Source organism: Sanguibacter sp. Z41_6 (assembly GCF_059621145.1).
The window spans coordinates 15,218-28,820 of sequence record NZ_JCAQIF010000001.1 but is presented as its reverse complement, the minus strand read 5'-3'; the positions used below and the strand labels follow the sequence as shown (position 1 = coordinate 28,820).

The window sequence follows — 13,603 nt, the reverse complement described above, 5'->3', positions numbered from 1 at the left end:
GTCCTCCCAGTGGCTCAAAAGGTTCAGGTCATTCTTGTCGACGACCTCGATGGTGGCGGCGCGGACGAGACCGTGTCCTTCTCCCTGGATGGCGTCTCCTACGAGATCGACCTCACGACGGAGAACGCCACGCAGCTTCGTGAGGCGCTCGCACCGTGGGTCGGTCACGCACGCAAGGTCGGTCGTCCTGCGGCCCGCCAGGCCCGCAGGACGCCGGGACGCTCCGCCGGGAACAGCGGTGGACCGTCGGCCAACACGATCCGTGAGTGGGCCCGGGAGAACGGGTTCACGGTGAACGACCGTGGTCGTATCTCCGCGGAGGTCCGTGCGGCGTACGAGGCCGCCAACTGACGCACCTGCTGCGCTCGGCATGACGCCGGGTCGGTCCGGCACCAGCCGGTCCGACCCGGCGTTCGTCGTCTCGCAGGCGTATTGCCGGGTGCCTGTCCCGAACCATTTCTGGTCGTTTTTGACGGATGGACCCTCGGTGAACTTTTAATCATTTACGTCGGATCGCGGGAGTGCTGGGGGCCGAACGGGGACGGTTTTGGCAGGGCGTGCAGGTCGGGACGGACAAAGGAAAGCGTTTCCATTCCGCCCACGGGCGAGAGCCTGCCGGCCCTGCACCCGCTCGTCGGGACGTCCCGGCAGTGGTCTGGCCGGGTCCGGAGCGCTCGGCAGCTGCCTCGTCAGCAGGTGCCTGACCGACCGATCTCCACGTCCACGAGGCCGGCGACGGCGGGCAGGCAGCCCCCGCAGGCTCCGCCGGCGCGGGTGCACACCTGCACGTCGTCGAGGGTGGTGCACGCGCCGGTCGAGATCGCTGTCCGGATCTCGCCAGCGGTGACGTTGTTGCAGGTGCACACGACGTGGTCGTCAGGCAGGGCTTCACATGCGTCGGCGTCGAGCGGCGTGAGCGGCTGAGCGGGCTCGTCGTCCAGCATCGACCGCAGGGCGGCGAGTGAGTCATGTGCTGTCGTGGTTCCCATATGTCCATGGTGGGTGTGCGGCGGCGTGCGGCGGTGGGACCTTCGGCCCGCGCTCCCGGTGCGCCGGCGTCCGGCGCGGTGAGAGCTGTCCAGCGATGGTGGGAGACTGGACGGATGCAACATCTTGCGTCGCCCGACGTGCCGGACACCTCTCCCCGGGTCGCGATGCTCTCCGTCCACACGTCGCCGCTCGAGCAGGCGGGGTCCGGTGACGCGGGCGGCATGAACGTCTACATCACGGAGCTGTCCCGGGCCCTGGCCCGGCGCGGCGCGCAGGTCGAGATCTTCACGCGGCGTACGCACTCCGCGCAGCCCGACGTCGTCGAGGTGGCCGACGGCGTCCTCGTGCGCCACATCACGGCCGGCCCGTTCGAGGGGCTCGACAAGGCCGACCTCGTCGGCCAGCTGTGCTCCTTCTCCGCGGGCGTCCTGCGGACGGAAGCCGCACGACGCCCGGGGTGGTACGACGTCGTGCACTCGCACTACTGGCTGTCGGGGCAGGCCGGATGGCTGGCGGCAGACCGCTGGGACGTCCCGCTCGTCCACACCATGCACACGATGGCCCTGGTGAAGAACGCGAGCCTCGCGCCCGGTGACGAACCAGAGCCGCCGAACCGCATCATCGGCGAGGAGCAGGTCACCGCCGAAGCGCACGCCCTCATCGCGAACACCGACCAGGAGGCGCAGGACCTCGTCGCGCTGTACGACGCCGATCCGGCGCGGGTGCACGTCGTGGCACCGGGCGTGGACCTCGACACGTTCCACCCCGGGGGGCCGGGGCGCGAGGCCGAGCGCCGGGCGCTCGGGCTGCCTGTCCGCGGTCCTCTCGTGCTGTTCGCCGGGCGGGTGCAGCTGCTCAAGGCACCGGACGTCCTCGTCCGCGCGCTGGGTGTGCTCGCTGCCCAGGGGCGCGACGTGCCCACGCTCGTCGTGCTCGGTGGTCCGAGCGGCCGACCGACGGCGCTGCGTGAGCTCACCGCGCTGGCAGCACAGCTCGGGGTCGCCGACCACCTCGTCCTGCGCGATCCCGTGCCGCACGACCGCCTGGCCCAGTGGTTCCGTGCCGCCGACCTCGTGGCGGTCCCGTCCCGCAGCGAGTCGTTCGGGCTGGTCGCGGTCGAGGCGCAGGCGTGCGGGACGCCGGTGGTGGCTGCCGACGTCGGAGGACTGCGCACGGCGGTCGATCATGACGTCACCGGTGTCCTCGTCCCCGGGCACGACCCGGCCGTCTGGGCACGTGCGCTCGACGACCTCCTGCACGACGACGAGCGGCGGGCCCGCCTGTCTGCGGGTGCACGGCAGGTCGGCGCGCGGTTCAGCTGGGACGCCACCGCCGAGCAGACGCTCAAGGCCTACGCGTTCGCGGCGACGAGGCTCAGTGACGGTGGTGTCCAGCGGACGAAAGGCCCGGGCACCGCTGACGCGCATGCGGCAGGATGGATGACATGACATACACCCTTGTGCTGCTCCGCCACGGCGAGAGCGAGTGGAACGCGAAGAACCTGTTCACCGGCTGGGTCGACGTGGCCCTGTCCGAGAAGGGCATCGAGGAGGCGCGGCGCGGCGGCACGCTGCTCGCCGACGCAGGGATCCTCCCCGACGTCGTGCACACGTCGCTCCTGCGCCGCGCGATCACGACCGCGAACCTGGCGCTCGACGCCGCTGACCGCCACTGGATCCCGGTCAAGCGCAGCTGGCGCCTCAACGAGCGTCACTACGGTGCGCTCCAGGGCAAGGACAAGAAGCAGACCCTCGCGGAGTTCGGCGAGGAGCAGTTCATGACGTGGCGGCGCTCCTACGACGTGCCGCCGCCCGCCATCGAGGTCGGCTCCGAGTTCTCCCAGGACGCGGACCCGCGCTACGCGGACGCGCCTGTCGTCCTCACCGAGTGCCTCAAGGACGTCCTCGTCCGCGCCCTGCCCTACTGGGAGTCCGAGGTCATCCCGGACCTCACGTCCGGCAAGACGGTGCTCGTCGCGGCGCACGGCAACTCGCTGCGCGCGATCATCAAGCACCTCGACGGCATCGACGACGAGGCCATCGCGGGGCTCAACGTCCCGACGGGCATCCCGCTCGTCTACGAGCTCGACGAGAACTTCGCCCCGGTCGTCCCCGGGGGCACGTACCTCGACGCCGACGCTGCCGCAGCAGCCATCCAGGCCGTCGCGAACCAGGGTCGCTGAGACCTGCCCGACGAACGAAGGACGCGCCACCCGTGCGGGTGGCGCGTCCTTCGTGTCTGACCCCGGGTCCTGTCAGCGTGCGGCCGGCTGGACCGGTCGGCGGTGCTCGTCCGTGAACTCCCCGGTGACGAGGAAGGCGACGCGGCGGGCGATCGAGACCCCGTGGTCGCCGAACCGTTCGTAGTAGCGGCCCACGAGCGTGACGTCGATGGTCTCCTGGGCGGTCCCGGACCAGGACTCGTGCAGGAGCGCGTCGAACGTGTCCTTGTGAAGCTGGTCGAGGATCTCGTCGTCCCGCTCGATGTTCTCCGCGACAGCGAGGTCCCGGGTCGTGAGCAGCACCGTCGTGCGGCTCGCGAGCTGCGTCGCGGCGTCGTGCATCGCGGCGAAGGTCGGCTGTGCCCCTCCGGTGATGGCGGGATGGGGGTAGCGGCCCCGTGCCACCTGGGCGATGTGCCGCGCGAGGTCTCCCATGCGCTCGAGCGTCGCGCTCATGCGCAGGGCGGAGACGACCACGCGCAGGTCGGTCGCGACCGGTTGCTGCTGGGCGAGCAGGAGCACGCAGCGTTCGTCCAGGCCCCGTTCCAGCTGGTCGATCGCGTGGTCGGCCGCGATGACGGCCTGCGCCAGCTCGAGGTCGGCCGTGAGCAGAGCGGTGCCGGCGCGCGTGATCGCGGTCTCGACGAGGGTGCTCATCTCGGCCAGGTCCTCGCCGACCTGGTGGAGCTCTGCTTCGAAGATGTCGCGCATGTGTTCCCTCTCGTCGTCCGGTACGGCCCCGAGCGTCCCAACGTGAGGTGTGGACGCGACGACCCGTGGGTGAACAGGAGGTGGGGCGCAGATGAACACTTCATGGACGGTGTCCGGTGGGCCCGACGGGGCGTGCCCGAGGCGGCTGGGAGCGGCCCACGGCGCCGACACGGAACCGTAGGCTGGCGTGCGTGGACGGATTCGAGGTGGTGGTGGCCGGCCTGCTCGGCCTGGTCACGGGCGTGCTGGCGACGCTCGCCTTCCGGGTGAGCGAGCACGAGCAGCGACGCGTCCCGGAGCAGCCCGCCCCCGAGATCGATCCGGGCGTCGCCCGGGTGCTCGCGATCCTGCGTTCCGCGGCCGTGGTCCTCGGTCCCGACGACGTCGTCATCCGGGCGAGCGCCGCGGCGTACGCGCTCGGCGTCGTGCGGGGGGAGGCGATCGCCCACGCGGCCGTGCAGGACATGGTCGACGCCGTGCGCCGGGACGGGGTGATCGCCGACGAGGAGCTCGAGCTCCCGCGGGGACCGGTCGGCCGGGGTCGCGTCATGCTCCAGGTGCGCGTCGCGAGCATCGACGCCCGGCACGTGGCGGTCCTCGCGGAGGACCGGACCGAGGCGCGGCGCGTCGAGGCCATCCGCCGGGACTTCGCGGTGAACGTCTCCCACGAGCTCAAGACGCCGGTGGGCGCGATCTCGCTGCTCGCCGAGACGATGCAGGACGCGGCCGAGGACCCGGCCGCGGTCCGGCACTTCGCGCAGCGCATGCAGCAGGAGTCGACGCGGCTCGCAGCGCTCGTCCACGAGATCATCGAGCTGTCGCGGCTCCAGGTCGCAGGGGCGCTGCAGGAGGTCTCTGTCATCGAGGTCGACGACGTCGTCGCCGAGGCGGCGGACCGGGCCAGGGTGGTCGCGCAGGCGAAGAACATCACGGTGCAGGTGGGCGGTCAGCCGGGCCTGCAGGTCTACGGGGACCACGCCCTGCTCGTCACGGCCGTGCGCAACCTCCTCGACAACGCCGTGGCCTACTCGCCACCGAGCACGCGTGTGGGCCTGGGCGTCCGGCTCGTGGACGACCTCGTCGAGATCGCCGTCGTGGACCAGGGCATCGGGATCGACGCCGCCCAGCAGGAACGCATCTTCGAGCGTTTCTACCGGGTCGACCCAGCACGGTCCCGGGACACCGGGGGCACGGGGCTGGGCCTGAGCATCGTCAAGCATGTGGCGGCCGACCACGGGGGAGACGTGACGATCTGGTCCGAGCCGGGGAAGGGCTCGACCTTCACGCTCCGCATCCCGGCGGCCGCGCCCGCACCGGGCGTGGCCGACGGGTCTGCCGCCGGACAACCGCAACGCGGGGCGCTGGGCGCCCCGCCCGAAGACAGGGAGGTCGGGGCGTGACGCGCATCCTGGTGGTCGAGGACGAGGAGTCCTACCGCGAGCCGTTGACGTACCAGCTCGAGCGGGAGGGCTTCGAGGTGGTCGCCGTTGCGACAGGGCCGGAGGCGCTCGCGGCGTACGACGAGTCGGGGGCGGACCTCGTGCTGCTCGACCTCATGCTGCCCGGGTTGTCGGGGACCGAGGTGTGCCGGGAGCTGAGGCAGCGCGGCGACGTGCCGGTGATCATGCTCACCGCGAAGGACGGTGAGATCGACAAGGTCGTCGGGCTGGAGCTCGGCGCCGACGACTACGTGACGAAGCCGTACTCGTTCCGGGAGCTGCTCGCCCGCGTGCGTGCGGTGCTGCGCCGCCGCCAGCCGCAGTCCCCGGCGGACGACGACGACCCCGGGACGCTCGTCGTCGGGCCTGTCAGCCTCGACGTGGAGCGGCACGTCGTGACGGTGCGCGGGGAGGTGGTTCCGCTGCCGCTCAAGGAGTTCGACCTCCTCGAGCTGCTCCTGCGCAACGCGGGGCGGGTCCTCACACGTGGCCAGCTCATCGACCGGGTGTGGGGCGCGGACTACGTGGGGGACACCAAGACCCTCGACGTGCACATCAAGCGCATCCGGGCGAAGGTCGAGCTCGACCCGGCGGCGCCCGAGCTCGTGCTCACCGTCCGGGGACTGGGCTACAAGTTCGCCGAGCACGACTGACGGTGCCGTCGGCGGCCCTGCCCCACCGTCGACGAGTGTTCACCTCGCGTTCACCCTGAGCCCGTCGGGCGGCCACCCGCGCTCTCTAACGTCGGCGGTGATCGCACGCGACCGCGCTGCGAGCGGGCTCTGCAGAATGGGTACGACAGTGAAGCGTGTCAAGAACCGCAGCCTCACCACCGTCGCGACGGTCGGCGCACTCACCGTGACGCTCGCCGCCTGCGGTGCGGACGCCACGAGCGGTGGCAGCGCCGGAGCGACGAGCGGGTCGGGAACCTCGAGCGCCGCGGCCGACCTCTCGGGCAACCTCGCCGGCGCGGGTGCCTCCTCCCAGGAGAAGGCGATGGAGGGCTGGATGGCCACGTTCGCGAGCGTCGCCCCCGACGTCATGGTGAGCTACGAGGCCGTGGGCTCCGGTGGGGGTCGCGAGCAGTTCCTCAACGGTGGTGTGCAGTTCGCGGGATCCGACGCCGCCCTCACCGAGGACGAGATCGCTGCCGCGTCCGAGCGCTGCTACGGCGGCGACGTGCTCGAGCTCCCGCTGTACATCAGCCCCATCGCCGTGGTCTACAACCTCCCGGACCTCGGGGTCGACCACCTCAACATGTCGGCCCCGCTCATCGCGAAGATCTTCAGCGGCGAGGTGACCATGTGGAACGACCCGCTCGTCGCTGCGGAGAACGCGGGCGTCGAGCTCCCCGCGACGGCCATCGTCCCGGTGAACCGGAACGACGAGTCGGGCACGACGGAGAACTTCACCGAGTACCTGGCGGCGGCGTCGGACGGCGCCTGGACCTACGAGCCGAGCGGTGACTGGCCCATCTCGGGCACGCAGTCGGGCAACGGCACGTCCGGGCTCATCGACACGGTCTCGGGCGCCGAGGGTGCGATCGGCTATGCCGACGCCTCCCGCGCCGGTTCCCTCGGCACGGTCGCGCTCAAGGTCGGTGAGGAGTACGTGCCCTTCTCGCCCGAGGCCGCGGCCTCCGTCGTGGACTCCTCGCCCCGTGCGGAGACCGCGAACGAGAACCAGATCGTCGTCGAGCTCGACCGCGCCACCACGGCCGAGGGTGCGTACCCGCTCGTGCTCATCTCCTACTCGGTGGCCTGCTCGCAGTACGAGGACGCGTCCGAGGTGGCGAACGTCAAGGCGTTCCTCGGCTACATCGCGAGCACCGAGGGCCAGGATGTCGCGGCGATGCCCGACGTCGCTGGCTCCGCCCCCATCTCGGACGCGCTGCGCGCGGAGGTGACCGCGGCGATCGACTCGATCACCACGGTCGGCTGACCCTCTCCCACCCCTCACAGCTGACGGAGTCCTTGTGGCCGTTCTGAGCCCTTCGAAGATCCGCACCGCCCCCGCCGGTGAACCCCCTGCGCGCACGCGCGCCAGGGGTCCGCTCGCGGGACGGCTCTTCGAGTACCTGTGCATCGCCGCGGGCCTGACGATCCTCGTCACGCTCGCGGCGGTCGCGGGGTTCCTCGTCCTGCGCGCGTGGCCAGCGCTCACGGCCTCGCCGGAGGAGCTCCAGGAGATCGCCTGGTTCGGCGAGGCCTCGTCGCTGCTCGAGTACGTCGGGCCCCTCGTGTTCGGCACCCTTCTGGCCTCGGTGCTGGCCCTGCTGCTGGCCGTGCCGCTGGCTGTCGGGATCGCGTTGTTCATCTCGCACTACGCTCCGCGGCGTCTGGCGCACGGCTTCGGGTACGTCGTCGACCTCCTGGCGGCCGTCCCGTCGGTCGTGTACGGCCTGTGGGGCGCGCTGTGGCTCGCTCCCGTCCTCGATCCCGTCTTCCGGTTCCTCACCGGTCCGCTCGGGTTCGTCCCGCTCTTCAGCGGGTACCAGCCACCGGCCAAGAACGTGCTCACGGCCGCCGTGGTGCTCGCCGTGATGATCCTTCCCATCATCACCGCGATCGCTCGGGAGGTCTTCCTCCAGACGCCCCGCCTGCACGAGGAGGCCGCGCTGGCGCTCGGCGCCACCCGCTGGGAGATGGTCCGCACGGCGGTGATCCCGTTCGGCCGGTCCGGCATCATCAGCGCGTCCATGCTCGGCCTCGGCCGGGCGCTGGGCGAGACGATGGCCGTCCTCATGATCCTCTCGCCCGGGTTCGTGTACTCCTTCTTCCTCCTCCGGCCCGGCAACCACCAGTCCATCGCGGCGAACATCGCGGCGAAGTTTCCCGAGGCCTCCGGCCTGTCGGTCAGCGTGCTCATCGCGACCGGTCTCGCGCTGTTCCTCATCACCCTCGCGGTCAACATGTTCGCGCGGTGGATCATCTCCCGCCGCAGCGAGTTCTCAGGAGCCAACTGATGACGCTCGTCGCAGACCCGCCGGCCACGTCGAGCTCGGTGTCCCCCCGGTTGCCGGACCGCGCCCCCTGGGCGTTCGGTGCCGGTGCGCTCGTCGTGTCGTTCCTCGTCCTGCTCGTCGCCGCGACCCCCACGGTCGGGACCGTCCTCGCCCTCGCGGCGCTCCTGTACGTCCTGGCGCTGCCGATCACGTCGCTCATCGTCGAGGGCGAGCGCCGGGCGAAGGACCGGCTCGCGACGACTCTCGTCACGGGCGCCTTCCTCGTCGCGCTCATCCCGCTCGTGTCCCTGCTGTGGACGGTCGTGCGTGAGGGCTCGAAGCGGTTCAGCTTCACGTTCCTCAACACGAACATGGTCGGCGTCTTCGGCGACATGGCCGAGGGCGGCGTCTACCACGCGATCATGGGGACCCTGCTCATCACTCTCGCCGCGACGGCGATCTCCGTCCCGATCGGCCTGCTCACGGCCATCTACCTCGTCGAGTACGGGCGGGGTCGCCTGGCACGGAGCATCACGTTCCTCGTCGACGTCATGACGGGCATCCCGTCGATCGTCGCCGGGCTCTTCGCGTTCACGCTCTTCACCATGATCTTCGGGGCGGCGTACCGTGCCGGGATCATGGGAGCCGCGGCCCTGTCCGTCCTCATGATCCCGGTGGTCATCCGGTCGGTCGAAGAGATGCTGCGCCTCGTCCCCAACGAGCTCCGCGAGGCCTCCTACGCCCTGGGGGTGCCCAAGTGGCTGACGATCATCAAGGTCGTCCTGCGGACCGCGGTCGCGGGGATCGTCACCGGGGTGATGCTCGCGGTCGCCCGGGTCATCGGGGAGACCGCTCCGCTGCTGCTCACCGTGGGCATCGTCGTCGGGGTCAACTGGGACCTCTTCGACGGCCGCATGACGACGCTGCCGGTGTACGCGTTCCGGCAGTACTCCCAGGGCGGTGCCGGGGTCGAGCGCGCCTGGGCGGCAGCGCTCACCCTCATCGTGATCGTCATGCTCCTCAACGTCGTCGCCCGCATGGTCAGCAAGTACTTCTCCCCAGCCGCAGCCCGCTGAGGGCCGACGGCGCCGCACGGCTCGCGGACTCGTACCGCACCGAGAACGGAAGGATCCACGTGTCCAAACGCATCGAGGTCAGCGACCTCAACGTGTACTACAGCGACTTCCTCGCGGTCGCCGACGTGACGATGACCGTCGAGGAGCGGTCCGTCACCGCTCTCATCGGCCCCTCGGGCTGCGGGAAGTCGACCTTCCTGCGCACCCTCAACCGGATGCACGAGGTCATCCCCGGGGCCCGGGTGGAGGGGAAGGCCGTCATGGACGGCCAGGACCTCTACGGCACGGACGTCGACCCCGTGGGCGTCCGCCGCCAGGTCGGGATGGTCTTCCAGCGCCCCAACCCCTTCCCGACGATGTCCATCGCGGACAACGTGCTCGCGGGGGTGCGGCTGAACAACCGGCGGATCTCGAAGACCGACGCGAGCGAGCTCGTCGAGTCGTCGTTGCGCGGTGCGAACCTCTGGAACGAGGTGAAGGACCGGCTGGACCGCCCTGGCTCCTCGTTGTCCGGCGGGCAGCAGCAACGTCTGTGCATCGCTCGCGCGATCGCCGTGAAGCCGGACGTCCTGCTCATGGACGAGCCGTGCTCGGCCCTCGACCCGATCTCGACGCTCGCGATCGAGGACCTCATGGCGGAGCTGAAGAACGACTACACGATCGTCATCGTCACGCACAACATGCAGCAGGCGGCCCGGGTGAGCGACCGGACAGCCTTCTTCAACATCGCCGGCACGGGCAAGCCCGGCCGCCTCATCGAGATGGACGACACCTCGACGATGTTCTCCTCGCCGAGGGAGAAGGCGACGGAGGACTACATCTCGGGCCGCTTCGGGTGACCGGGCGCCCGGTCGAGGGACGAGGACGCGGGCAGGTGCACGGATGAATCACGACGAGGGCGGGGCCTGCAGCTGCAGGCCCCGCCCTCGTCGGTGTCGTCCGTGGTGCGGTCCGAGCCCGTGGTTCAGCTGTTTCCGGGCAGGGCGTCGGCGTACTCCGGCAGCGTGCCGTCGAGGACCGGGACGCTCACGATCGTGGACTCGCCAGCCGCGTTCGCCAAGGTGACGGAGAGGTTCGTCCCCGGAGCGGTCGGGACGGCCGAGATGACGGTCGGGGTGGCGCCGTCCTTGTGGAAGGTCAGGGTCTCGCCGCCCTTGAGCATGACGGGGATGTTGACCGAGCTGTCACCGGTGCGGATCGAGAGGGTCCCGCTGTCGTCGGCGGCGTTCGTCGCCGCACCGAGAAGCTGGCCCGGCTCGCCCTCGGCGGTCGTGACGATCATGAGGTTGTCGACCGAGATGTCACCGATCTCGGCGCGGATGCCGTCCGAGGGGTTGTAGGGCAGGTTCGTCGTCGGCGCGCAGGCGCTGACGGCGAGGGTGAGGCCGAGCGCGGAGAGGGCGAGAACGGAGCGTGTCTTCGGAGAACGGGTGATCACGGGTGGCTCCTGGATGTCACGTGCGGGCCCGGGGGGCCACGGTGGCGGGGGTCACGGCGCATGTCGGCGCGGCTCTGAGGAGTCGTGCTGAGTGTGCTGGTCACGTCGCGCCCGGTCTCACCGGGCGGGCCGTGCACCGACCGTCGCGCTCCTTCGGGGGACAGGCCGTCTGGGGCACAGCCTAGCCGAACGGGTACCAGCCGGACACGGACTGCACTATGTCGCACGCCACACCGGGAGCCCGGGCGCGTCGCGACGCTTCCTCGTGGGGGCGCGGGAGGGGAGCGGAGGAGCCCGGAATTTCAACGTTCTGGCGTGGTAAGATGGGCATCCGCGAAAGGGGACTTCCACTGATGACGTTCACAGTTGGGGAGACCGTTGTCTACCCGCACCATGGTGCTGCTCTTATCGAAGAGATCAAGACCCGAACCGTGCGCGGTGAGGACAAGATCTATCTCAAGCTCAAGGTTGCCCAGGGTGATCTGACCATCGAGGTCCCGGCGGACAACGTCGATCTCGTCGGTGTCCGTGACGTGGTGGGCCAGGAGGGTCTCGACAAGGTGTTCGAGGTGCTCCGCGCCCCCTACACCGAAGAGCCGACCAACTGGTCGCGCCGCTACAAGGCGAACGTCGAGAAGATCGCCTCGGGCGACGTCATCAAGGTTGCCGAGGTCGTCCGTGACCTCTCCCGCCGTGATGCCGACCGCGGCCTGTCTGCGGGCGAGAAGCGCATGCTCGCCCGTGCTCGCCAGATCCTCGTCTCCGAGCTGGCTCTGGCCGAGCACACGGAGGAGGAGAAGGCGGAAGCCATCCTCGACGAGGTCCTCGCATCCTGATGCGCCGACAGAACACGGTTGCCGGCCCGCGGTGCCTGCGCGGGTCGGCCGGCCGATGACGGCGAACGCCGTCGCGATCCTCACGGCGGCCGGTTCCGGGACGCGTCTGGGGTTCGGGCACCCCAAGGCCCTCGTCGAGATCGGCGGGGTGCCCCTCGTCGTCCGCGCCGCTCGTGAGCTCGCCCGGACCGGTGAGGTGCGCTGCATCGTCGTCACCGCGCCGGCCGACAGGGTCAGCGAGTTCGAGGACGTGCTGCGTGGCGTCGACGGGCTCGGCCCGTGGCAGGTCGTCGCCGGTGGGGACACCCGCCAGGCGTCGGTGGCAGCCGGCATCGCAGCGCTTGCCGCGACGCTCGAGGACGCGTCGGCGGACCCCGAGGACGCGCACGCACCGTGCGACGTCGTGCTCGTCCACGACGCGGCCCGCCCGCTCGCGCCGGCGTCGATGATGCTGCGCATCATCGACGCGGTCCGGCGCGGATACAGCGCCGTCATCCCGGGGTACGCGGTGACGGACACGATGAAGCTCGTGGCGCCCGCGCTCGGCTCGACGGCGGCCGACGGCCCGGCTCCGGAGCTCGTCGCCGGATCGGTCGACAGGTCGTCGCTGCGTGCTGTGCAGACTCCGCAGGGTTTCACCTGGGACCTGCTCGTGCGCGCCCACGCCGCCGGGGAGGAGCGAGCCCGCTCCGAGGCCACGGCCGCGACCGACGACGCCTCGCTCGTCGAAGCCGTCGGTGAGCCGGTGTGGGTGGTCGACGGTGACGTGGCCGCCCTGAAGATCACCACGCCGCACGACCTCGCTGTCGCGCGGCTGCTCGCGGACGGGGTGGACGCCCACCCTGCCGCACCCGGGCGATGACCGAGCCGCCCCTGCCGCCGGCCGCACCGCCCGCGGGCGTCCTGCCCCGCGTCGGGATCGGCACGGACGTGCACGCCTACGCGTTGCCGGGTGCTGACCGCGCGCTCTGGCTGGCGGGCCTGCACTGGCCCGGGGAACCCGGGCTCGCCGGGCACTCCGACGCGGACGTCGTCGCGCACGCCGCGGCCGATGCCCTGTTCTCGGCGAGCGGCCTCGGCGACCTCGGCTCGAACTTCGGGACGAGCGCGCCCGAGTGGTCTGGCGCCAGCGGCGCCGTGCTCCTGGCCGAGGCGGCCGCGCGCGTCCGGGCTGCCGGCTTCCACATCGGTAACGTCGCTGTCCAGCTCGTCGGGACCCGGCCCCGGCTCGGACCCCGACGCGCGGAGGCCGAGCGGGTGCTGAGTGTGGCCGCCGGCGCCCCCGTCACCGTCACCGCGACGACGACGGACGGCCTCGGCCTCACGGGGCGCGGCGAGGGCGTCGCCGCCATCGCGACCGCGCTGGTCGTCGCGCCCGGATCCTGACCCGCGGATCCTGGTCCCGTGGCCGGACATGTGCCACGCTGGGCTGACGTCGACGAGACGAGGGACCCATGACGAGCATCAGCACGTGCCTGTGGTTCGACCAGGACGCGGAAGAGGCGGTCGCCTTCTACACCTCGCTGTTCCCGGGCTCGACCGTCACGTCCATCTCCCGGTACGGGGACGACGCGCGGCTTCCGGCAGGCACCGCGCTCATGATCGAGTTCGAGCTCGCAGGGCGGTCTTTCCAAGCCCTCAACGGTGGCACGACGGTCCCGTTCACGGACGCGGTCTCCCTCGCGGTGCAGGTCGAGACCCAGGAGGAGATCGACGAGCTCTGGGCGCGGCTCACGGGCGACGGAGGTGCGGCCAGCCGGTGCGGGTGGCTCACCGACCGCTACGGCCTGCGGTGGCAGATCGTCCCGACGGAGCTCGAACGCCTCATGAGCGACCCCGACCCCGACCGCACGGCCCGGGTCGCTCAGGCGTTGTCCACCATGGACAAGATCTCGCTGCCCGCCCTCCGTGCGGCGGCGCAGGGCTGAGGGCGATACACCGGGTGATC

General features: G+C 71.0%; 16 protein-coding genes. 13 read left to right on the top strand and 3 right to left on the bottom strand.

Features of this window, described 5'->3' with window-relative positions; all coding sequences use genetic code 11:
* Positions 1-9 precede the first annotated feature (9 nt).
* The gene (locus tag AC54T1_RS00135; protein WP_484343304.1) at positions 10-351 is read left to right on the top strand and encodes a histone-like nucleoid-structuring protein Lsr2; all 342 of its coding nucleotides are present in this window, start codon (positions 10-12) and stop codon (positions 349-351) included.
* 338 nt (positions 352-689) lie between these two features.
* Here the strand turns inward: AC54T1_RS00135 and AC54T1_RS00130 are convergent, their stop codons facing one another.
* Complete coding sequence (locus tag AC54T1_RS00130; protein WP_496910592.1) at positions 690-989, bottom strand: (2Fe-2S)-binding protein; 300 nt, start codon at positions 987-989, stop codon at positions 690-692.
* Between the two features lie 114 nt (positions 990-1,103).
* On the opposite strand from AC54T1_RS00130, the gene mshA reads away from it, so the two are divergent.
* On the top strand, positions 1,104-2,438 hold the full coding sequence (mshA, locus tag AC54T1_RS00125; protein ID WP_496910591.1) for a D-inositol-3-phosphate glycosyltransferase: 1,335 nt from the start codon (positions 1,104-1,106) through the stop codon (positions 2,436-2,438).
* Positions 2,435-3,172, top strand: coding sequence for a phosphoglyceromutase (locus tag AC54T1_RS00120; protein ID WP_484343301.1), 738 nt, complete (start codon positions 2,435-2,437; stop codon positions 3,170-3,172). Before mshA ends, AC54T1_RS00120 begins: the two co-directional genes overlap by 4 nt.
* Before the next feature lie 72 nt (positions 3,173-3,244).
* On the opposite strand, the gene phoU is transcribed toward AC54T1_RS00120, so the two are convergent.
* On the bottom strand, positions 3,245-3,922 hold the full coding sequence (phoU, locus tag AC54T1_RS00115) for a phosphate signaling complex protein PhoU (RefSeq protein WP_484343300.1): 678 nt from the start codon (positions 3,920-3,922) through the stop codon (positions 3,245-3,247).
* A gap of 191 nt (positions 3,923-4,113) precedes the next feature.
* On the opposite strand from phoU, the gene AC54T1_RS00110 reads away from it, so the two are divergent.
* The 6 genes from AC54T1_RS00110 (at position 4,114) to pstB (ending at position 10,220) form a co-directional block, all read left to right on the top strand.
* Positions 4,114-5,322, top strand: coding sequence for a sensor histidine kinase (locus AC54T1_RS00110; protein WP_484343299.1), 1,209 nt, complete (start codon positions 4,114-4,116; stop codon positions 5,320-5,322).
* Entirely contained in the window at positions 5,319-6,014 is a 696-nt protein-coding gene (locus tag AC54T1_RS00105; protein WP_484343298.1) for a response regulator, read from the top strand. Before AC54T1_RS00110 ends, AC54T1_RS00105 begins: the two co-directional genes overlap by 4 nt.
* A 148-nt stretch (positions 6,015-6,162) precedes the next feature.
* The gene (locus AC54T1_RS00100; protein ID WP_496910590.1) at positions 6,163-7,302 is read left to right on the top strand and encodes a phosphate ABC transporter substrate-binding protein PstS; all 1,140 of its coding nucleotides are present in this window, start codon (positions 6,163-6,165) and stop codon (positions 7,300-7,302) included.
* Between the two features lie 34 nt (positions 7,303-7,336).
* Positions 7,337-8,326 (top strand): phosphate ABC transporter permease subunit PstC, encoded by a 990-nt coding sequence (gene pstC, locus AC54T1_RS00095; RefSeq protein ID WP_496910589.1) that lies wholly within the window; start codon positions 7,337-7,339, stop codon positions 8,324-8,326.
* Positions 8,326-9,381, top strand: a complete 1,056-nt coding sequence (gene pstA, locus AC54T1_RS00090) for a phosphate ABC transporter permease PstA (RefSeq protein ID WP_496910588.1) — start codon at positions 8,326-8,328, stop codon at positions 9,379-9,381. The genes pstC and pstA overlap by 1 nt, the downstream gene beginning before the upstream one ends.
* A gap of 59 nt (positions 9,382-9,440) precedes the next feature.
* Positions 9,441-10,220, top strand: coding sequence for a phosphate ABC transporter ATP-binding protein PstB (gene pstB / locus AC54T1_RS00085; protein WP_484343294.1), 780 nt, complete (start codon positions 9,441-9,443; stop codon positions 10,218-10,220).
* A 125-nt stretch (positions 10,221-10,345) separates the two neighbouring features.
* Here pstB and AC54T1_RS00080 read toward each other — a convergent pair whose 3' ends face one another.
* A complete protein-coding gene (locus tag AC54T1_RS00080) occupies positions 10,346-10,819 on the bottom strand; it encodes a hypothetical protein (protein ID WP_484343293.1) in 474 nt (157 codons plus the stop codon).
* 353 nt (positions 10,820-11,172) lie between these two features.
* Here AC54T1_RS00080 and AC54T1_RS00075 point away from each other — a divergent pair, with 353 nt between their 5' ends.
* The 4 genes from AC54T1_RS00075 (at position 11,173) to AC54T1_RS00060 (ending at position 13,583) form a co-directional block, all read left to right on the top strand.
* Positions 11,173-11,655, top strand: coding sequence for a CarD family transcriptional regulator (locus AC54T1_RS00075; protein WP_484343292.1), 483 nt, complete (start codon positions 11,173-11,175; stop codon positions 11,653-11,655).
* Positions 11,656-11,710: 55 nt separating this feature from the next.
* Positions 11,711-12,517 (top strand): 2-C-methyl-D-erythritol 4-phosphate cytidylyltransferase, encoded by an 807-nt coding sequence (ispD, locus tag AC54T1_RS00070; RefSeq protein ID WP_484343291.1) that lies wholly within the window; start codon positions 11,711-11,713, stop codon positions 12,515-12,517.
* Positions 12,514-13,041, top strand: a complete 528-nt coding sequence (ispF, locus tag AC54T1_RS00065) for a 2-C-methyl-D-erythritol 2,4-cyclodiphosphate synthase (RefSeq protein WP_496910587.1) — start codon at positions 12,514-12,516, stop codon at positions 13,039-13,041. Before ispD ends, ispF begins: the two co-directional genes overlap by 4 nt.
* A 68-nt stretch (positions 13,042-13,109) precedes the next feature.
* On the top strand, positions 13,110-13,583 hold the full coding sequence (locus tag AC54T1_RS00060) for a VOC family protein (protein WP_496910586.1): 474 nt from the start codon (positions 13,110-13,112) through the stop codon (positions 13,581-13,583).
* Positions 13,584-13,603 lie beyond the last annotated feature (20 nt).

Bases quoted from the DNA above. Each gene is read 5' to 3' on its own strand.
- AC54T1_RS00130 (WP_496910592.1), bottom strand. From the start codon at position 989: ATGGGAACCACGACAGCACATGACTCACTCGCCGCCCTGCGGTCGATG.
- mshA (WP_496910591.1), top strand. From the start codon at position 1,104: ATGCAACATCTTGCGTCGCCCGACGTGCCGGACACCTCTCCCCGGGTC.
- AC54T1_RS00120 (WP_484343301.1), top strand. From the start codon at position 2,435: ATGACATACACCCTTGTGCTGCTCCGCCACGGCGAGAGCGAGTGGAAC.
- phoU (WP_484343300.1), bottom strand. From the start codon at position 3,922: ATGCGCGACATCTTCGAAGCAGAGCTCCACCAGGTCGGCGAGGACCTG.
- pstA (WP_496910588.1), top strand. From the start codon at position 8,326: ATGACGCTCGTCGCAGACCCGCCGGCCACGTCGAGCTCGGTGTCCCCC.
- AC54T1_RS00075 (WP_484343292.1), top strand. From the start codon at position 11,173: ATGACGTTCACAGTTGGGGAGACCGTTGTCTACCCGCACCATGGTGCT.
- ispD (WP_484343291.1), top strand. From the start codon at position 11,711: ATGACGGCGAACGCCGTCGCGATCCTCACGGCGGCCGGTTCCGGGACG.
- ispF (WP_496910587.1), top strand. From the start codon at position 12,514: ATGACCGAGCCGCCCCTGCCGCCGGCCGCACCGCCCGCGGGCGTCCTG.
- AC54T1_RS00060 (WP_496910586.1), top strand. From the start codon at position 13,110: ATGACGAGCATCAGCACGTGCCTGTGGTTCGACCAGGACGCGGAAGAG.